The sequence below is a fragment of the Dyadobacter sp. CY327 genome (assembly GCF_021390415.1).
GTDB lineage: Bacteria > Bacteroidota > Bacteroidia > Cytophagales > Spirosomataceae > Dyadobacter > Dyadobacter chenhuakuii.
This window is the reverse complement of the sequence record NZ_JAJUXJ010000001.1, coordinates 1,905,774-1,926,582: the sequence shown is the minus strand read 5'-3', so window position 1 is coordinate 1,926,582 and position 20,809 is coordinate 1,905,774. Positions and strand designations below refer to the sequence as shown.

17 protein-coding genes are annotated in these 20,809 nt (G+C 46.9%); 10 read left to right on the top strand and 7 right to left on the bottom strand.

Going from position 1 to position 20,809, the window contains the following annotated elements; genetic code table 11:
* Positions 1-35: 35 nt before the first annotated feature.
* Positions 36-437: a DUF1801 domain-containing protein gene (locus LZG74_RS08040; protein WP_233796040.1), complete on the bottom strand. Its 402-nt coding sequence runs from the start codon at positions 435-437 to the stop codon at positions 36-38.
* Positions 438-592: 155 nt separating this feature from the next.
* On the opposite strand from LZG74_RS08040, the gene LZG74_RS08035 reads away from it, so the two are divergent.
* From LZG74_RS08035 to LZG74_RS08005, 7 genes are all read left to right on the top strand, one after another.
* A complete protein-coding gene (locus tag LZG74_RS08035; protein ID WP_026630372.1) occupies positions 593-1,486 on the top strand; it encodes a LysR substrate-binding domain-containing protein in 894 nt (297 codons plus the stop codon).
* A 121-nt stretch (positions 1,487-1,607) separates the two neighbouring features.
* Entirely contained in the window at positions 1,608-4,259 is a 2,652-nt protein-coding gene (locus LZG74_RS08030; RefSeq protein ID WP_233796039.1) for a c-type cytochrome, read from the top strand.
* A gap of 42 nt (positions 4,260-4,301) precedes the next feature.
* Positions 4,302-5,150: a hypothetical protein gene (locus LZG74_RS08025; RefSeq protein ID WP_233796038.1), complete on the top strand. Its 849-nt coding sequence runs from the start codon at positions 4,302-4,304 to the stop codon at positions 5,148-5,150.
* Between the two features lie 273 nt (positions 5,151-5,423).
* A complete protein-coding gene (locus tag LZG74_RS08020) occupies positions 5,424-6,374 on the top strand; it encodes a DUF1080 domain-containing protein (RefSeq protein ID WP_233796037.1) in 951 nt (316 codons plus the stop codon).
* Between the two features lie 515 nt (positions 6,375-6,889).
* Positions 6,890-7,420, top strand: a complete 531-nt coding sequence (locus LZG74_RS08015) for a gluconate 2-dehydrogenase subunit 3 family protein (RefSeq protein WP_026630376.1) — start codon at positions 6,890-6,892, stop codon at positions 7,418-7,420.
* A 40-nt stretch (positions 7,421-7,460) separates the two neighbouring features.
* Positions 7,461-9,176: a GMC oxidoreductase gene (locus tag LZG74_RS08010; protein ID WP_026630377.1), complete on the top strand. Its 1,716-nt coding sequence runs from the start codon at positions 7,461-7,463 to the stop codon at positions 9,174-9,176.
* A 173-nt stretch (positions 9,177-9,349) separates the two neighbouring features.
* Positions 9,350-10,486 (top strand): MFS transporter, encoded by a 1,137-nt coding sequence (locus tag LZG74_RS08005; protein WP_026630378.1) that lies wholly within the window; start codon positions 9,350-9,352, stop codon positions 10,484-10,486.
* A 13-nt stretch (positions 10,487-10,499) separates the two neighbouring features.
* On the opposite strand, the gene LZG74_RS08000 is transcribed toward LZG74_RS08005, so the two are convergent.
* A complete protein-coding gene (locus LZG74_RS08000) occupies positions 10,500-11,633 on the bottom strand; it encodes a BamA/TamA family outer membrane protein (protein ID WP_233796036.1) in 1,134 nt (377 codons plus the stop codon).
* Positions 11,634-11,782: 149 nt separating this feature from the next.
* Here LZG74_RS08000 and LZG74_RS07995 point away from each other — a divergent pair, with 149 nt between their 5' ends.
* Complete coding sequence (locus LZG74_RS07995) at positions 11,783-13,885, top strand: family 10 glycosylhydrolase (RefSeq protein WP_233796035.1); 2,103 nt, start codon at positions 11,783-11,785, stop codon at positions 13,883-13,885.
* A gap of 67 nt (positions 13,886-13,952) precedes the next feature.
* Entirely contained in the window at positions 13,953-14,426 is a 474-nt protein-coding gene (locus tag LZG74_RS07990) for a group II truncated hemoglobin (RefSeq protein ID WP_233796034.1), read from the top strand.
* Here LZG74_RS07990 and LZG74_RS07985 read toward each other — a convergent pair.
* From LZG74_RS07985 to LZG74_RS07965, 5 genes are all read right to left on the bottom strand, one after another.
* Positions 14,416-15,972, bottom strand: a complete 1,557-nt coding sequence (locus tag LZG74_RS07985) for an SMP-30/gluconolactonase/LRE family protein (protein ID WP_233796033.1) — start codon at positions 15,970-15,972, stop codon at positions 14,416-14,418. The two genes, LZG74_RS07990 and LZG74_RS07985, sit on opposite strands and share 11 nt — an antisense overlap.
* 69 nt (positions 15,973-16,041) lie before the next feature.
* Positions 16,042-17,232, bottom strand: a complete 1,191-nt coding sequence (locus LZG74_RS07980; protein ID WP_233796032.1) for a DUF1624 domain-containing protein — start codon at positions 17,230-17,232, stop codon at positions 16,042-16,044.
* A 100-nt stretch (positions 17,233-17,332) separates the two neighbouring features.
* A complete protein-coding gene (locus LZG74_RS07975) occupies positions 17,333-18,232 on the bottom strand; it encodes an ROK family protein (RefSeq protein WP_255699033.1) in 900 nt (299 codons plus the stop codon).
* Positions 18,233-18,313: 81 nt separating this feature from the next.
* Positions 18,314-19,558: an L-fucose:H+ symporter permease gene (gene fucP / locus LZG74_RS07970; protein WP_233796031.1), complete on the bottom strand. Its 1,245-nt coding sequence runs from the start codon at positions 19,556-19,558 to the stop codon at positions 18,314-18,316.
* A gap of 64 nt (positions 19,559-19,622) precedes the next feature.
* Positions 19,623-20,456 (bottom strand): alpha/beta hydrolase family protein, encoded by an 834-nt coding sequence (locus tag LZG74_RS07965; RefSeq protein ID WP_233796030.1) that lies wholly within the window; start codon positions 20,454-20,456, stop codon positions 19,623-19,625.
* Between the two features lie 167 nt (positions 20,457-20,623).
* Between LZG74_RS07965 and LZG74_RS07960 the strand changes: the two genes are divergently transcribed.
* Positions 20,624-20,788, top strand: a complete 165-nt coding sequence (locus LZG74_RS07960; protein ID WP_157486687.1) for a lmo0937 family membrane protein — start codon at positions 20,624-20,626, stop codon at positions 20,786-20,788.
* Positions 20,789-20,809: the final 21 nt, after the last annotated feature.

Genomic DNA, 20,809 nt, shown 5'->3' with positions numbered 1-20,809 from the left:
TTTTTTCCTTTGTATCAAAATACAGCAAAACATTGCTAGCCGACAAGCTTTGTGTAAGTTTTCAAAATTTCCTCCAAATCACCTTTTTTCGCCTCCACATCGGCCATATCAGTAAAGTACATCATTCTCCGATCTTTGTAATCCCCTTCCAGAAGTGCTGACTTAATTTGTACAATGGCAATGTGATGAAAGATCAAATGGACTTTTGTTTGCAGTCTATGATTAAATGTAAGCAGATCGGCCGATGTATAATAGCTTGGCGCATTCCATTTAATCCTTTCTTTGATTTCAGGATCAGCGTTTTTTATAATGTTGCGGACCGCTTCGATTTCCGCTTTCAACGGATGCTCCAACTGCTCCATATACGCCTCCACCTGCGCTGCGTCGCTTAATTTTACAGGTTTCGCTTTCGGTTCTTGATCTGTTTTTTTGGCCATGGTCGCAGGTTAGATTAAGGTTACTGCAATTACGACAATTGCTTATTTTTTGCAATGTTTTAACCAAACAATCAACACCTTTCAATGCGGCACATGCCTAGAATGAAGCATCTTTGCTGTCTTTGAATTTGTAATTTTAACAGCGAACTTGCAGCATGGTCTTCGATTTTCGGTTACAGGTTTTTAACACGGTCGCCCGCCGGCTCAACTTTACAAAAGCGGCTGCGGAGCTTTATATCACACAACCAGCCGTAACAAAGCACATTCACGAGCTTGAAAATCAGCTGAATACCAAGCTTTTTGAGCGTAACGGCTCACGTGTGAAGCTTACCCAGGCCGGTGAAATTCTCCTGCACCATAGCGAACAGATCTTTGAGATTTACCGGAACATTGAGTTTGAGATCAACAACCTTGCACAGCGCCAGGGCGGAAAGCTGCGGCTCGGCGCCAGCACCACGGCCGCGCAATACATTCTCCCTCCTATCCTGGCGGCTTTTCACAGGAAGTTTCACAACATTCAGGTAACGCTCACCATTAAAAATACCGAAGAGATTGAGCAAGCCCTGCAAAACAAAGAGATTGACCTGGGCGTGATTGAAGGTTTTTCCAAAAACGCTGCTATAAAGTATATCGAGTTTTTAAAGGACGAAATTGTTCTCGTGGCCGCCAGTAAAAATCCGACTGCCATGACCGGCACCGTTTCACCCGAAAAGCTCAAAACCATCCCGTTACTTATGCGCGAACCCGGTTCGGGGACATTGGAAGTGATCGCCCATGCGTTAAAGACGATTGGCGTCAGCATTGCCGAACTGAACATTGAAATGCAGCTGGGCAGCAGCGAAAGCATGAAACTATATATGCTGCATTCGGATTCCATGGCGTTACTATCTGTTCATGCCGTGCTGAAAGAGCTGCAAAGCAAGGAATGCCGCATTGTGGATGTGGAAGGGCTGAACATTGAGCGCTACTTCTATTTTACGATCCTGCACGGACAGCACGAGGCATTACCCGACCTTTTTATGAAATTTGCCCGCTTTGTTGCGAAGTAGACGTCCCAAATGAATTGAGGCTTTTTTGAGTAGTTATTTCCGAATATCCCATTTATTAAGTTGAGTTTGTATCCATTTTTTTCATCTGAAACAAGGTGAATTGTTTTTCTGAAATCCAATTATGTTAAAGATTACTCTGAGTCTCGTAACTGCCTTCCTGATCCTTTACTGGAATAATGCAGCGATCGACCGTTCTGCATCCGTTAACAGTTCAACCCGCTCTGTAACAGCGGATTCTCTTCCCAATGCAGCTGCCTGGCCTGCCGAGCTGAATGTTACTCATTTTGCGGGGTCAGACCTTACGCCAAGTCCGGCCTGCCTTGCTGTTGCAGCCAGCGGAGAAGTTTTTGTGGGCGTTGACATGATCGGATCACTGGGGAAAACGCCCGGAAAAGGACGCATTGTGCGCTTGGTCGATACGGATCATGATGGGAAAGTTGATAAAAATACCACATTCGCAGAGGTCGACAATCCGCGTGGGATCATTGCTATGGGTGATCGCGTGTATGTTTTGCACACCACTTTTTCAAAAGAAACTCAAAAGGCATCGGGGATGGACCTGGTCGTTTTTGAAGATAAAAACCGGGATGGCGTGGCCGACGGAGGCCCTTCGCCTTTGATCCAAAGCATAAGCTCACCAAAATTCCTCCAAAGCCGCGGAACGGATCATTCAACAAACGGGATCCGGATGGGGATCGATGGCTGGATTTACATTGCTGTAGGTGATTTTGGTTTTCATGACGCCGTCGACAGGTCGGGCAAAAAGCTGACCCAACTGGGTGGCGGAATCGTACGCGTCAGACCCGACGGGACTGAGATGGAGGTTTTCACTCACGGCATGCGCAACATTTACGATGTGGCGATTGACCCTTATATGAATATTTTTACAAGAGACAACACCAATGACGGAGGCGGCTGGAACATTCGGTTTAGCCATCAGATACAATCAGGTGAATATGGCTATCCTGTTCTCTTCAAGCATTTTACGGAAGAAATTATTCCTGCGCTCGTCGATGTAGGCGGTGGCTCGGGAACGGGGTCCTTGTTTATGGATGATCCCAACTGGCCCGCAAAATACAATCAGGTGCCTATGATGGCCGACTGGGGCAGAAACCAGCTTTACATTCACAGGGTGACACCCGACGGGCCCACGTTCACGCAGAAAGAAGAGGAATTCATCAAGCTTGCACAGATTACAGATATTGATATCGATGCGGCAGGAAGCGTTTACTTATCCGCCTGGGATGGCGCGGGTTATTCGGGGAATCCGGGCAAAGGTTTTGTGGTTCGGGCGGTGCCCAAAACTTGGCAGTACAAGCCTTTTGCCGACCTTAAAAAATCCTCTGTAAAAGACCTGGCTGCATTGCTGACGAATCCAAGCGCTGTGCAACGCCTTGCTGCGCAGCAGGAGCTGCTTACCCGGAAAGCAAAAGATGCCGGAAAAGCGTCCTTAGCCATTGCCACGAACAAAAAACTTCCGCTTTACGCCCGTGTTGCCGGGATTTTCACATACGCCCAGGTTGCAGGCACTTCCGGCCAGGATAACCTCGTTAAGCTCACCGAAGATATTGATGTGAGGGAATTTGCCCTCCGCGCATTGGCCGATCGCCTGAAAAATGTTTCCAATGTCCCTGTTGAGCCGTTTCTGAAAGGTTTGCAAGACGGATCTCCGCGCGTCCAGCTTGTATCGACGGTAGGATTAGGCCGGTTGGGCCGCCCTGAAACGGCAGACGCATTGCTGAAAGTTAAGGTGCCTGCATCATTCGTATCACCTGCCAAAGGAACAGAAGGACCGCACGCAACGCCAAACTCACCCATTATAGCCCCGCACATTGCCGTAAGAGCACTTGTTGCGCTCAATGCTGTGGATGCATGCGTGAAAGCCATCGGAACAGAAAATGCCACGCTCGCGCTATGGGCACTGCGTTACATGCATGATCCCAAAGCAGTATCAGGGCTGGTTTCGGCTTACGGACAAGCGAAAGACGATGCATCTAAAAACCAGATAATGTCCACATTAGCAAGGCTTTACAAAAAAGAAGCACCTTATGACGGCTCCTGGTGGTGGAGCACCCGCCCTGATACGCACGGCCCTTACTATAAGGCCGTTACATGGGAATCGTCGGATTCGATCAAAGGATTTTTGATGGAGGAATGGAAAAAAACGGATGAAAACGGAAAGCAGCGCTTTGCCGACCTGAATGGTAAACTGCGCATGGGAATCACCGAATTCGGCGGTGAAGAAGTGGTTGCTGCCAAAGAAGAAGTGAAAATCGATTTAAATAAAATCCGAAATAAAAAAGGGCAGGTGGGCGAATCTTCCATTGAAGACGTCATGCTGGCGATTGCCAAAATCGAAGGTAATCCTGCGTTGGGAAAACAGCTTTTCACCAAGCAGGGATGTATTGCATGCCATAGCCTCAGCAAAGGCGAAGTCATGAAAGGACCATTTATGGGCCAGATCGGCTCCATTATGAACCGCGAACAAATCGCCGAATCCATTTTGAAGCCCAATGCATCAATTTCTCAGGGATTTGCCACGGTGTTGATCAATGCAAAAGGGGATAAGACTTACATGGGATTCGTTTCCGAAGAATCTGCGGAGAAGGTCGTGATCCGTGACATTACCGGACAAGTAACGGTTATAAAGGCATCCGATATCATTTCGCGGAAAGAAATGGAGACGTCAATGATGCCTCCGGGGCTTGCTAATGAGCTTTCTTACGAGGAATTTGCTTCGCTGATCACATTTTTATCTCAGCAACGGAAATAGCGGCAGTCGTTGCAGCCCGGTTCAATCTTAAACATTCCATTCATGAAAAAACATCTGGCGTTTCTTTTCTTGCTTGCACTGGGATCCTGTAACGATGATAAAAACCAGCCCACGCCCTACCCCGACCCTGCGGTGCTGGCGAAGCAGCAGGCGCCTTTTGGTTCGCCGCCCGTAGATGTAAAATTGAAAGAGCTGCTGTATAACGGCAAGCTGGCTGCGGAATACATTTATGAGGGAGATTTGCTTAGCGAACAAAAAAAGTTCCTGTTTTTTAATGTTCCGGGGCATTATCAAAGCGGCAATTTCATAAGGAACGCGGGGGTTACAGAGTCTTACGATGTAGTCTCCGCGGCTTGGAACAGCGAAGCCCAAACCGTTTCCGATGTTTTCAAACCTGCGTATTCGATCCGGTTCAATAAGCCTGATAATGATTCATTGCGGGAAGTGACGGAAGAGAACCTGATCTTCCTGGAAATTTTTTACAGAACCTATGCAATTAATAAAGCAGGTTTTATCACGCGCCAGGAATTTACCGAGAAGACCAACACAGCCAACGATTTTTCAATATTCTACATCCGGAATGGGCAGCACAATATCGCCAAAAGCTGGGTCAAATATGCCGAACAAACTGCTCCCGGCAACTATGTCGAATACGAATTTGATAATCACCCGAACCCGTTCTTTAAGCTTGGCCTGGACCGGACCGGGCAGCTGGCTGCACATGCAATGAACCCGAACAATGTGGTGAAAGAGACCGTAAGCGATGCCAATGGCCCGATTTATTCTATTGATTACAAATATGAATACGCTGCAAATGGCTATCCAAGCAAAGTCAGCGTCGGATCCAAAAGCCCGGCTTTCACTCCCTATACGATGGAATTTAACTATTAACAAAGCTAGAACATTGCCCTAATTGCTTAACTGCAGGGATGGAATGGTAGATACGATCCCGATTTTTTTATATTTTCAATGTTTGATAGCAGGGCCGCCTCAGTATTGTCCATCCTTATTTTACATTTCGTATCCTTTCAAAGTTAGCCAACATATCCGCTATTTTGCAAAGTTTTTAATCCATGTGGCAGCGATGGTCACAGGCTGTGCGTTAGCGGAGTCTTTTGTCGAATTTTATATTTAAATTGTCACCCTTAACTTTTTATCAAAAACATGAAAAAATTAATACAAACCTGTCTTTTTGCATTCGCATTATTGCCAGGCGCTTTCGCAAACCAAGCAAATCCGAACCCCTCAGCCCCTGCCCCTGCGCCTATCGAAGGCCGCTGGGACATTACCGTAGATATGGATGGTAAAAAGGCCCCATCATGGCTGGAAGTGCGCCATTCAGGCAACCATACATTGATTGGCCAGTTTACAAGCGTCTCGGGAAGTGCCCGCCCTATTTCAGAAGTCATCTTTAAGGACGGCCAGTTTAGCTTTGAAATCCCACCTCAATGGGAAAAAGGCGATGGCAATTTGAAGCTCGAAGGAACGCTGACAGGAGAAAAGATCGCAGGAAGTGTAAGCACACCCGATGGTAAAAAATACAATTACACCGGCGTTCGCGCACCGTCATTACGCAGGACAGCGGCACCCGTGTGGGGCACGCCGATCAAGCTGACCGGCGGAAATGAGATAAAAGGATGGCATGCTGCAGGTGAGAATCAGTGGATCGCTGAAAACGGCATTTTACGCAGCCCGAAATCCGGTGCTAACCTTATTACAGATCAGAAATTTAATGATTTTAAATTGCATGTAGAATTCCGCATTCCAAAAGGAAGCAACAGCGGCGTGTATCTGAGAGGCCGTTATGAGGTGCAGGTTACCGACAGCAAAGGCATGGAGCCATCTCTGGACCAGTTGGGTGCTGTTTACGGCTTCCTGGTTCCAAGCGAAATGATCGCCAAAGATCCGGGCGAATGGCAGTCGTTTGATATTACACTGGTTGGCCGCATGCTGACACTGGTTACCAACGGCAAAACCGTGATCACCAATCAGGAAATTCCCGGCATCACAGGTGGGGCGCTGGACAGCAACGAAGGAGAGCCAGGCCCGCTTTACATCCAGGGCGATCATGGCCCGGTGGAATACAGAAATATTGTGATTACTCCCGCCAAATAATTTCAATCATTCAGAGCGGATTTTTATTGGATCAAACAAAAAAGTGGCAGGGAAATTCCCTGCCACTTTCACTATACACACACTGTCATGACCCTTGGGTCACCTCTTAAAAAACAGATGCATTTTAAGGCATCTGGCAAGTCGATTATTAGCTAGGTTTGAAAACATGGTTTGATACATTGAATACGCCGTTCAGGCTTACCGTCTACTTTAGAAAAAAATAACTTTCCTGAAAATCAGGAAAGTTATCCGCATTATTTACTCAACGTTCCTCTATTACTTAACCTTTAAACTTATCCGCCAGATCGAAGAATCTGACGAATGCCTAAGCTTTGGTTCAGAATATTGATCAAATATGGCAGGTTGGAGGCGACCAAGACAAATGCGATGATTAATCGGTGGACCTGAGTTAATTTACGGAAAATTTTGGCCTTAAATGGCAAAAATTCTAGACAGGTTGTTATATTTAAAGGTTAATTTTAATTAATTCCATTCCCGACTTAAATCCTTGACTAATGAACCGTAGAGAAGCTGTTCAAAAAATAACCTTCCTGCTTGGAGGCACACTCTCCGCCCCTTTAATGGCAGGTATCATGGGTGAAAAACTGAACTTTGGCCCTTCACTGGATATATCTGCCGAACAGGAAGCACTTTTGGCCGATGTTGCAGATACAATCATCCCAACCACCGGAACGCCGGGGGCCAAGGCGGCGGGCGCAGACAAGTTTATCACCAGGATCATGCGCGACTGCTACGAAATGGCGGATCAAAAGAAATTCTATTCAGGACTGGATAAAATAGATGCGCAAAGCAAAGAAGTGTACAGCAAAGGGTTTTCGGCCCTCGATGCAACGCAGAAAAATGACATTATCAAACGCACGACGGTTTCGGATAAACCATTTTTCCTGCAAATGAAAGGTTTGACCGTAACCGGTTATTTCACTTCGGAAATCGGCGCAACGCAGGCACTGGATTATTTGCCGATCCCGGGACGCTTCGACGGCAGCTGGCCGATGCCAAAAGGCCAGAAAAGCTGGGCGCTATAAATGACTATCCCTGACCAAATCATTAATAATATCCCTTATAATGGCGAATTTAAATATTGACGCAGTAAAAGAAATTACCTACGACGCAATCGTGATCGGTTCCGGCGTATCCGGTGGCTGGGCAGCAAAAGAGCTGACAGAAAAAGGGCTGAAAGTGCTGATGCTCGAAAAAGGCAAAAACCTGGAACACGTTACCGGCTACGAAAACGCCCTGAAAGCGCCCTGGGAAACGCAATACAACGGCCGGTTGACGGTAAAGCAAAAAGAAACGCACCCATTCCTCTCCCGCGATTATCCGTATAATGAAATGACGGAAAAATACTGGATGAATGATATGGACTCGCCTTATGAAGAAAAGAAAAGATTCGACTGGTTCCGTCCCAACATTGTTGGCGGGAAATCGATCATGTGGGGAAGGCAGTCGTACAGGTTAAGCGACATTGATTTTGAAGCAAATTTAAAGGACGGCATCGCAGTCGACTGGCCGATCCGTTATAAAGATATAGCGCCCTGGTACTCTTATGTTGAAAAGCATGTTGGGATTTCAGGCGAAAAACTGGGGCTTCCTCAGTTGCCGGACAGCGATTTCATTCCGCCTATGGACATGTATTTCGTTGAAAAGGAAGTCAGAAAAAGACTTGAAAAGCAATTCCCCGGCCGCACAATGACCATTGGCCGCGTTGCTAACCTTTCACAGCCTACCAAAATCCAGCTTGAAGGAGGCCGTTCTCCATGCCAGTATCGTAACAAATGCTCACTAGGCTGTCCTTACGGCGCTTATTTCAGTACGCAGTCCAGCACGCTTCCGCCAGCAGTAAAAACCGGCTTGCTAACCTTGCGCCCGGATTCGGTGGTGCGGGAAATTACTTATGACGCAAAATCGAGTAAAGCCACAGGTGTAAAAGTAGTGGATTCGGTAACATTGCAGGAAAAGGAGTATTTCGCAGGACTGATCTTCGTTTGCGCCAGCGCGCTGGGTTCAACAGCTGTGTTGCTCAACTCAACCTCGGACCGTTTCCCGAACGGAATGGGCAATGATTCGGGTGAGCTTGGACATAACTTGATGGATCACCATTTCAGAACAGGCGCCAGTGGCGTTTGGGAGGGTGATTTGGATAAATATTATTTCGGACGCCGTGCCAATGGCATCTACGTTCCCCGTTACCGCAACATTGGTTCTGATAAAAGGGATTATCTGCGCGGATTTGGTTACCAGGGTGGCGGTGGCCGTCAGGGATGGCAGCGCAATGTAGCCGAACTTGCTTTCGGTGCTGACTTTAAAGAAGAACTGACAACTCCGGGCAACTGGACAATGGGCTTCGGCGGTTTTGGCGAAACATTGCCTTACCACGAAAACTACATGTATCTGAACAAAGACAATAAGGATAAATTCGGCATGCCTGCGGTCGTATTCGATGCAGAACTGCGTGAAAACGAGAAGAAAATGCGCGTGGACATGATGAATGACGCAGCCGAAATGCTCGAAAAATCAGGTCTGAAAAATGTGAAGACGCATGATAACGGTTCGTATCTGGGCATGGCCATTCACGAAATGGGAACAGCCAGAATGGGCCGTGACCCTAAAACTTCGGTTTTGAATGGAAACAACCAATTGCATTCCGTTAAAAACGTGTTTGTTACCGACGGGGCAGCCATGACTTCGGCTTCCTGTGTTAACCCTTCGCTGACTTACATGGCATTAACGGCCCGCGCGGTTGATTTCGCTGTGAAAGAATCGAAGAAGAAAAATATCTGATAAGTCACTTACATTAGCATATCAAAAACTATCCGGGCTCATCAAAGCCGGATAGTTTTTTTTTAACCCAAATGCTATAACGCAAACATTTTGCAGTTTTTTGCAACATTTAATTTAGTTATCTCATTAATGTTGCATATTATTGCATCATAATCCTTTGTATTAGTCCTTTTATGCAAGAAAAAGCAAAAATAAGCGCTGCAAGAAAAGCGGTATTACTCATTTTCCTGGTCTGCGGCATCGGGTTATCCAGCTGGGCCCCGATGGTGCCTTTCGCTAAACTTGCATTAGGGCTCAGTGAGGCTGATTTAGGCGTCGTACTGTTAGCATTGGGAGCAGGAGCGATTCTGACAATGCCTATAACCGGAATTTTAATCAATAAATACGGTAGCCGCCGGATCTCTCTTCTCTCTGCGCTTATTATCGCTATATTCTTGCCCTTGCTCTTACTGGCCAGCACACCTTACGAACTTGCGGCAGCATTATTTGTCTTTGGAGCGGGTATCGGCTCTGTTGATGTGGCTATGAACGCGCAGGCCGTTTTGGTCCAGGAAAAACACGGAAGTCACATTATGTCATCTTTTCACGGAATGTTCAGTGTAGGCGGCTTGCTGGGTTCCATCGGGCTCGGTTTCCTTATCAAGGCCGGACTTTCTCCCACGGTTGCGGCGGTGAGCATATCCGCATTACTGGTTATTATCGCAGCCACACAGTTCAAATACCTACTCCCCCATTCCGAAGAAGCAAAAATCGACAAAGCGAGTTTTATTCTTCCAAAAGGCCCTGTGCTTGTGCTGGGACTTATGTGCTTTATCCTATTCCTGGCGGAAGGTTCGTTGCTGGACTGGAGCGCGGTATTTTTACAGTTTTCCCGGGACTTTGATCCTTCCCTCTCCGGCGTTGGTTATGCCGTATTTTCAGTTGCCATGGCCATTATGCGCTTAACCGGCGATAACCTGATCCACAAGCTCGGACCTTCCAAGGTTGTGTTTTACGGAACATTTCTGGCGGGAGCTGGTTTCCTGCTCGCAGTAGCAGTGCCCTGGGCGCCAGCTGCATTGGCCGGCTTTGTTCTGGTTGGTCTGGGTGCCGCTAATGTCGTCCCGATTTTCTTTACAGCCGCTGGTCGTTTTCCCAATGTACCACCGTCCGTTTCGCTTCCTGCTGTGACAACATTAGGCTACGCAGGACAATTGGCTGGTCCCGCATTGATCGGTTTTATAGCCGAATTCACCTCCCTATCCATCGCATTGGGCTTTGTGGGCGTGCTTTTGTTCATCGTGGCTTTCACTTACAAGCACAGGGATTGATTTTGAAATAACATTAAAAGGCTTCCCCTGTAAACAAATAAAATCCTGGCCCGTCTTTGGTAAAACCAACGTCCAGCCGGAGGAAAATGTCCTTTTTGGGAAAAAGCAAATAACGCAAGCCTACACCACCAGAGGCCCTCACGTGTTTGAATGTGAATGCATTGAGCTTAGGCGCTACAACGGCAGTGCCGGCAAAAGCAACTGCACCGAAACGCTTGCTAAACCCAAATGGCAGCCAACGGTGCTCCACCTGGCCTGCAATCATATTTTTATCCCGGTAACGGCCATAGTAGTAACCCCGCATGATCATTTCGCCGCCCATCAACGCAAGCTGGTTGAACGGAACATTACCCGAATAAAAATTGCCCAAAACCTGCCAAGCCAGCACATTGCGCGCGCTCACGGGGTGTGATGAACGCACATCCAGATTAACGCCCTGAAAATTAAAGTTACTTCCCAGTGCCGGGCTGTATTTCAAAAATGATATTTCGCCGAAAAATCCTTTGCGAACATTGAGCACATTGTGCCGGTTGTCGTAAACCAAGGCGCCGCCCAGCCCTATATTTCGCGTCCCGTCACTGCCCAGCGGCTTGTCATAGGTGTGATTATCAGGTTGTTCAAAATCTGTGTTATATAGTTGCTGGTAATCAATTTCAGGCCCGGCGAAGAAGTTGGGCTTTATTTTTCTTAGCACTCTTTGTTTAAAAAGAATGTAATTCGCGTCGATCAGCGCCGGGTCCTTACCCACTGTTTCGGGTCCTATGCCGTAATAAAGCAGCGGGAAACGCTGGAAACGCGTTCTGCCAAGGAAAAACCAGTTGTCTTTGTCTCCATAAATGGCATTATCAAGCCAGATGCCGTATTGTGCTTCCAACGTGACAAAAGTGAAAGCCTGCACTTCACTTAACCGGTTGAGTGTGTCTTTTTTAGCCTGAAAGATCAGCAAGGAGGACAATCCGAATTCAAAACTGGTTTCGGGCGAGTAGCCCAATGTAGGATAGATCCGAAAGCTGGATTCGCCGGGAGCGGTTGTATCAGAAACGGTTTTTTGTACAAATCTTTTAAACCAGCCCTCCTGTGCCTCAGCACGATGGCCCGCCGCCACATAAAGAATAATGAGCAGCGCCGCGACTTTAACCTTATCCAATTCCGGTAACTTTTGATGAGAAAGATTTTATATAACAAGAGATATAAAAATTGCGCCAAATGCCGGGAACCCATTTTCCAAAACGATCGAAAACCGTTAGTAGATCACAATTACATCATTGCTTTCCCTGTAAACGACATAAACTCCTGATGAAAAAATTAACGGCGCTTATCTTATTTCTGTTTTTGACCAATACGCTTTACGCACAAAATACAAAAGATCTTTGGTGGAAAAGGAACAATCTGAGGGTGATCCAGATGAACCTGCCTTCCTACGAAGCCGCCACGATAAACGCTGACTCTATCGTCGCAGATTTGATAACCTATTCTGCTAACACATTGCTGATCAATGCAGGCGGCATCATGGCTTTTTATCCCACGAAGCTGGATTTCCATTATACCAATCCTTTTATGAAGGAAAATGTGCTGGGGAATGTTATCAAAAAATGTCATCAAAACAACATTAAGGTTATCGTCCGCTTCGATTTCAGCCGCGTCCACGAAAGCATTTACAAAGCGCATCCCGAATGGTGCTACATTTCTCCAAAAGGTGAGCGGATCATCAACACCGACATGTATGTGGTTTCCATTAATGCGCCCTACGTGCAGGAAAAGGCCTTTAAGATCATTGAGGAAGTGATCGACATGTTCCCGATCGACGGCATTTTCCTGAATATGCCGGGTTACCAGGTTAACAATCCATACGAAGGAAAATACCACGGCATCGATCAGAATGAGTTTGATAAAAAGGCATTTGCCGCTTACTCGAACGGAAAAGTGCTTCCTACCGAAGAAAATAAAGCCGATTCACTTTATCAGAAATATCTTGCGTTTAAAAAACACACGGTGGAAGATTGGTCGGAAAGGCTTCATAAACTGGTGAAATCCAAAAATGAGCAGATCGCCATTTGCACTTACTCGGATAAGTTCGTTGACATTATCCGGCACGAATCGCAGAGCATGACAACCCTGCCTTACTGGCCTTACACGGCTTCCGACAATGTCAGCAATGCCGTTAATTCTTTTCCGGACCACATTATCAGCAACGCCAGTATTCAGCAAATCTCTTTTCAATCGCGCTATAATGCTGTGGAACCACAGGAAGTTCAGATCCGGCTATATGAGAACATTGCCAATGGTTCGGGCCTGGATCTCAGCATGATGGGTGATATGCGGGGCTATGAAGACGAGCGCAATTATGGGGTGATCAAGAAGGTTTATGCCTTTCACAAGCAGCATGAGCAGTATTTTGGCAAATATAAATCTCTGGCTAAAATCGCCATCATTGCGCCCGGCGCCTGGCCGAATGGCGAGCCGATGCAGGAATATCGCGGCGTCCAGCTCATGCTACGCGAGGCACACATTCCGTTTGACATCATTGAGGATGGTCAGATAGGAAACCTGGCTGAGAAAGTGAAGGGTTACAAGCTTGTCATTCTCCCCGAAATCACCTATTTAAAACCCGAAGCCATTCAGGTCCTGAAAGATGCGAGCAAAGCAGGCACTCACCTGATCGCCACAAGCCGCACCATGTTTGACAGTCCGGCAGCGTTGCAGGAGCTGTTTGGAGCTAAAATTGAGAAAAAGGATAATGACGGCGCCGGAAATTACCTCGTTCCGGACAACCGCAACATATTTAAAAGTTTCCCCGGCCAGAAAATGCTTTTCTGGAAATTCAATCTTGGACTTTACGACCTCTCGGGCACAGACCAAAAACTGCTTCCCATCTTATCCAAAGGCCGCCCCGGCCCACCCGAAATCATCGGCGGCCACGAACCGACGGGCTATTATGCTTTGGGGATCAAAAATCATGAAAAAAGCAAAGCACTCATTTTCCCTGTCAGCCTGGGCAGGATCTATTATATGCACGGCTACCAGGAGCACAAAAATCTGCTGCTGGACGCTATTAGTTACGTTTTACCAAATGCAAAAGAAGATATTCAAACCAATGCTCCGGAAAGAATTGAAGTTATTTTAAAGGAATTTACGAAGAACAACGTCAGTAATAGAGAGCAGACAAAAAGTGACGGTTTAATCATGCATTTGATCAATCTGACAGGTTTCAGCGGCAACACCTATTTTGCACCATTGCCCGTCTACAACCTGGATTTCAAAATCAAATCACAAAAAAAACCAACCAAAATCTTCTCCCTGAGCACCGGTCAGCCTATTAAGTTTACTTATACCAATGCGGCGATCAACTTGAAGATCAGCAGGCTGGATGGTTTCGATGGGATTGTGATGGAGTATTAAATGCTACATTTGAGCATGGACTTTTTTGATAAATTAAAAGGATTTGAAAGTCAAGCTATATTTCAATATGGAACAAAAACCAATCCCTACTTTATACGAATGGGCTGGCGGGATGCCGGTGTTTGAAAGATTGACGGAGCTTTTTTACAAGAAGGTTCTAGCTAATCCGCTTTTGGAGCCGGTATTCAAGCATATGTCTACGGAGCATCAGCTGCATGTGGCACATTTTATTGCGGAGGTTTTTGGTGGTCCTAAAATGTACAGCACGGAGGAAGGAAGCCATTTCAAGATGATCCAGAAGCATCTATCCAAACACCTGACCGAAGCGCACCGGAAACGCTGGGTGGCACTGCTGCTGGAAACGTCCGACGAAATCAACCTCCCCGACGACCCCGAGTTCCGGTCCGCATTTGTCGCCTACATTGAATGGGGCACACGCATAGCAGTCCTCAACTCCAATATCGACGACCTGACCATGAACCCCGAAGAACCGATGCCGAAATGGGGCTGGGGCGTTCCGGGCGGGCCGTTTATAACTTAGGCGCGTCGGGCTTGTTGGGTGTATCGCGGCTGTTCGCTCCTTTCACATTCAGTTTGCGGCGGTAGACCTTTTCACCGGCAGTCGCATAAATCGTGTCGAAATTTTCGCCGCCGAATGTAATCCTGGAAGCTGCGCCGGCGGGCGTTGGTAATATGGCATTTACACGGCCGGTTTGATCTAAAACCTGAATTCCCATACGCATTGCCACATATATGCGCCCCTCCCGATCGCACATAATGCCGCGTGCCCCGGCATTATCGTCATCGTCACGGACATGGAGCCAGCCGTATTTTTGCTTGTGGGTTAATGTTCCGTCCGGCTGGATCTGGTAAGCCCAAACCCAATGCGAAGCGGATTCCGTGGCATATAGCAATGTTTGATCCGGTGATAATGCTATGCCGCCGACAGATAACAGGGCTTTGTCAACAAGCACTTTTTTCCCATTGCGTGTGATTAAAAAAATGCTGCCGGATTTTTCCGGGCCATCCGAAACTGTTACGTATACATTACCATTGTGCGCGACTATTGAATCGGATTTCGAAAGGTTTTTGGTGATTTTCTGCTTCTTATTTGGCTCCTTCTTCTCTTCCGAAGTAAGCTCCCAATCCTGCCCGGGAATGAGTATGGCACTTAGCATTTGATTCTGTGAATTCCCTGCTTTCACGGGTTTAGGCCAATCTTTCCACAAAAACCGCATGGCTTTGGGGAACAATGCGGTTCCGTGCTTGCCGTTGTGGCCGCCTTCGCCCCACTGGTGTTGCACTTCGTAACCTGCGAATGTCAAAGCGCGCAGCATGGTTTGGTTAGCCATCCACCAGTCGCCGGCGTAAATGTTGAGGTCATTGGCACCGTCTTGAAGGAAGATCCGGATGGGCTTGGGTTCGTATTTCCTGACCAATGTGTGGTAACGGTCGGCACCACGCAAGCCCACATACGTGCCTATGGCGCTGTAAACGCGGGTAAATGCATCCGGACGCTCCCAGGCTGCGGTGAATGCACAAACTGCCCCGCTGCTCGATCCGCCTATCGCCCTATCATTGCCACTTTTAGACAAACGGATTACGCGTCCGTCACTGGTTTTCTGCTTTTCTACTTCCGGGAGAATTTCTTCAAGGATAAATCGTGCATAAGCATCCCCTAACCCATCATATTCAAAACTGCGGTTAAAACGATCATTAGCCTCACTTGCATTAGCAGCTCTCACTTTTCCGTGCATTACGAAAACGCCGATTGTGACAGGCATTTCGCCCTTATGGATCAGATTATCAAACACAACCGGCGCTTTCCACTGAATGCCGTCCTGGTTAATGTAAACACAAGCAGGCTTGTCAGGCTTATATTGTGCAGGCACATAAACCCAATATTCCCGCCATGTTCCCGGAAAGATTTTTGAATGTTCGAATGTAAATTTCAGAACCTCCCCTTTCGGCACACCAACCTGCTCTTCCGAAGCAGGATCTACCGGATAATTCTCAGTGGGCGCCTGCGCGAAAAGTGTGTTTATTGAGATACAAAAAATAAAAGCAAACGTGCGTACAATGTGCATTTCAGAGTTGGGTTTTTGATAAGAATAAATCCTCTGCCGGATGAATGAAAGCGAGTGGGAAATGTAATGCTATAAATAGCTCAGCCACCATTTCTTGTTCCGCTCACGGTAATTCCCAAACCACCGGCATGGATAATAGAGCGCGAGGACAATGGAAATCCATATCACATACACGATTCCAAGGCTGTAACCGAAATCGTTCGGGCGGAATTTGAAGAAAAGATCCGGTGCGGTCGCCTGTGCCCAGGTGTAGCCCGAGGACAAAACGGCGATCATGGTCAGCAAGTGAATCAGATAGAAATGCAGCATAAAGTAGAAGAACGGGACCTTACCGTAAACCGTAAAAAACCGCGTCAACGCATTGTCAGTATGTTCCGTGAAGGCAAGCAAAATAAGGATCGGGCCGAGTGTGATGAGGGTAAAAATGAGCGAGGGCGGATACTTGGACGCATTCATAAATGATAAAAACGTCCTCATCCCTTCCGATTGAGGGCTCCATAGCGATTGATCTCCGTAATAATTCACGAAGCGCAAAACGAGGAACAGCACAATGGCGGCAACGCCCGATTGCAGCAATATTTTTCTGCGTTTCTGTTCAGGAAAAGCACGGTTATAGATCATCCCCAACCCATATCCCGACATCATAATCCCCGCCCAGGGCAATATCACATATAAGAAAGCAATGTTCCCGCCATCGCCCCTCGGCACGAAACGCCCGGCGCCAGTCATGAAAATACCCAAGAAAATGTCGAGCCCCGAGCCGGGGGCAGCTTTTACCAGATCGAAAAGGTTATGTCCGAAGATCAGCACCAAACCGGAGATCAGAATCGCCTTTGGAGAAAAGAAACGTACGAACAATCCCAAAACCAGCATACTCGTTCCCAGCGCCCAGAGCACGGCGAGAAAGATGGTTTTAAATGTTACGTCAAACGAAAAGGCAAATGTCATAAAGGTTATTTCAACCAGAATCAGCCACAGACCGCGTTTCAGGAGGAAGGAAGATGTGTCAGCGGTGGTTTTGTTCTGGCCGGACAGATAGGCCGAAATCCCGGAAAGCAGCATAAACGACGGTGCGCAAAAATGCGTGATCCATCTTGTAAAAAAAAGGGCGGGATTGGTTGTGGCCGGATCGAGCGGATCGGCGGAGAACGCCGTAATGTGAAAATAGTCCCTGACATGGTCGAGCGCCATGATTACCATAATGAGCCCACGGACTGTATCAATGGACTTTATGCGCAAGGAGATTCCGTTCGTTAACATAGAACCTTGTTTCCGATAGAGTGATTTAATTCACTAAGAAGCTCCGGAACATGCTGGTTTACTGGTTATAACATGCCGGAATCACCTTGCTAAGCATATTTTACAAGAGTGCTGCACCGAAAACCCCGGCGCTGTCGCCCAGCTTCGGTTTCAGGATCGGAGTGGTCACAACGCCCTTGTTGAAAATGTATTTTTTGATCTTTTCAAAACCCGCGGTGTAAAGCAATTCAACATTGCCAACGCCGCCGCCAATCACGATCAGTCCCGGATCCAGGACATTGATCAATGTCGAAATGGCACGTCCGTAGAATTCCAGCAAGCGTTCAATGGTGGCTTTCGCAAACTCGTCATTGCCCTGGTGATAACGGTCAAGGATTACTTTCATCGTCAGCTTTTCACCACTTACTTTTTCGTAAAAACGTTCCAGCGCCGGGCCGGAAATGACCTGCTCTACGCAGCCTGCTTTTCCGCAATAACAAGGTTCACCGTTCTCTTCCAGAATGTTATGTCCCCATTCGCCGCCAATTCCATGATGTCCGGCAATGATCTTGTTGTTCACCACCAATCCGCCGCCAACGCCCGTGCCCATGATCACACCAAAAACAACTTCCGCCCTGGGATAATCCTTTCCGGCACCGATCAATGCTTCGGCCAGTGCAAAACAGTTGGCATCATTCGCAAGCTGAACAGGAATGCCTAATATTTTTTCAAGATCCGCTTTTAATGGCATGCCATTGAGACAGATCGTGTTAGAGTTTTTCATCAACTGCGAATCCGGCTCCAAAACACCCGGCGTAGCAAACCCGATCTTGGTTGGCTTCTCACCCACCTGCTCTGCAACCTGATCGATCAGTTTTTTGATCTGTGATAAAATATGCTCGTAACCGTTCGCAGATTCGGTCGGAAGGCGCATGCGTACAACTACTTCCAAATTGCGCTCGGGATCCAGCACGGCGCATTCTATTTTTGTTCCTCCTAAGTCAATTCCCCAGAGTTTCATAATATTAGGGCTGTCGGCCGCAGGCTCTCAGCAATCGATTTTTTTATTGATTATTGATTAAAGTTTTTGGAGCAAACCGCCTTAAAGCACTTTATAATATTTGTATCCAAACATGAAAATCACTGCATAGCAAATGATCGGCAAGTAATAAGCATGTGCCACATCCGACTCAGCCACAGCGCCCATAGCGAACGGGAAGAACGCGCCACCGACAACACCCATCGAAATAAAGGATGAAGCCTGTTGCGTATGCTTGCCCAAGTTTTTCAATCCCAAACTAAAAATGGTCGGGAACATAATGCTGAAAAAGAAGTTAAGCATCAGCAAGGCGATGAATGAAGGCCAGCCGAGACTCTGCGCGATGATAAGGCACATAACAATGTTACAAGCTGCAAAAATCGCCAAGATCGTATGCGGCGCTACGAAGCGCATCAGGAATGTTCCAACAAAACGACCTGTAAGCATTAACACAAAAAACAGGATCATATAATTACCAGCTACAACGTCGGTAAAACCCATTTTCTCGTGACCATAATTGATGAAGAATGCCCAGGTTCCGGCTTGTGCCGCTACATTGAAAAACTGTGCGATAACCGCCCATTTAAAATGTCTGTGATCAAAAAGCCCTTTTTCGGGATGCGTGTCCACATTCGCCGCAGCAGGATCAGCAACCACGTGCGGATCCGTTAGCGCAGGCACTTTTACAAATGAGAACAAAATAGCGATCGTAGCGATAACGCTTCCGATCACGATATATAATGTTTTTACAGAAGTCAGGTCCGTGCTGCCCTCCACATTGTTCCTCAACAAAAAGTAAGAACCAACCGCCGGTCCAATGATGGTGCCCAATGCATTGAAAGCCTGTGCAAAGTTGATCCGCATGTCACTCGTGCGCTGATCACCGAGCGACGCTACGAACGGATGCGCGACAGTTTCCAAAGTGGAGATTCCACAACCCAGGATAAATAATGCTCCTCCGAAGAATGGAAATGATGCTGCCGCAGCTGCCGGAACAAACAAGAACGACCCCAGTGCAAATAGCGATAACCCGAAAAGCACGCCGTTTTTATAGCCAAAGCGCTTCATGAAAAGCCCTGCCGGGATCCCCATAACACCATAAGCGCCAAAAATGGCGAACTGTACAAATGCAGACTGGGTTTTGGTAAGACTTAATACGTGTTGAAAATGTTTGTTTAAAACGTCGCCCATCGTGATGGCAATTCCCCAGAACATGAACAGGGACGTTACGAAGATGAGGGTTATCAAATATCTGTTTTCAGTGAATCGGGCTTTTGTGGGTTCCACGGTTGAGGAATAGTTGCTCATTTAGCTGAATAGTAAAATTTAATGTAAGGTAGATTCTATTTTTTGAAATGTAAATTAGAGAAATTTAATTGGAAGGATTTGGCTTTTTATTGAAATAGTTACTCATAAAAAGCAACTGATATTGTACTGCATTCGTCCAGTAAGGCCAATTATGGGCACCCGGCCGGACAAGATAATCGTGCGGGATATTTCTGTAAACGAGCTGTTCGTGCAACTTTTCATTCACTTTAAAAAAGAAATCGTCCACGCCGCAGTCGATGATTAAAGCCAGTGAGTTCGGCGTCAGCAGGTGCAGCATATTAATGACCGTGTTCTTCTCCCATCTTTCCGGCTGCTCGGCGTATTTTCCCAGTCGGTCGGCCATGTTCCAGTTATTTGGGAACGGCCTGATATCCACGCCGCCGCTCATGCTGCCCGCTGCCCCAAAAACATCCTGATGCCTGAAAGCAAGATAAAGCGCGCCATGCCCGCCCATGCTCAAACCCGTAATGCCCCGACCAGCGCGGTCCTTAATGGTTTTATATTTTGAATCAATAAAGGAAACCAGTTCTTTGGAAACATAGGTCTCATATTGCGACTGCGGGTCCATCGGGCTATCCCAATACCAGCTGCTGTAACCGCCGTCCGGGCATACAATGATCATATTATAAGTATCGGCCGCTGTTTCAAAGCCTTTCGCCTTCGAAATCCAGTCGGCGTGGTTGCCACTGTATCCATGGAGCAGGTAAACAACCGGATAGGCTCTACCCGAATCATACTGAGATGGCCTTATAACGACTGTTTTAAGGCTTTTTTTCATGATATTACTATAAACCTGAACAGTGTCGACAGTGGCTGCCGGGGAAAAATGGCAGATAATTGAGCAAATCAGCAGAACTAAAAGGGTGGTTCGTTTCATATGGTTTGAGAAAAATTTCTACAACTTAAAGCTATACATGATATCAATTGATCAAATATTGTAGAATTCGGGGAATAATAACGCCTTATTTCCAATCTTACAGGCTGGCATCCTAATTGATAAGATATTGATTATCGCAAATAACACTAACTCAAAAAATTAAGACAATGGGAAATCTTCTTTATACAATAGCTGTCATTTTGGTCATTCTGTGGCTAATCGGCTATTTCGGCTTTGCTAGCTTTGGAATGGGTAACATTATTCACATTCTTTTGGTGATTGCAGTTGTTGCAATAATTCTTCGATTGATTCGTGGCGACAGGGTTGTGTAAGGAAAACACCTAATGAAACAA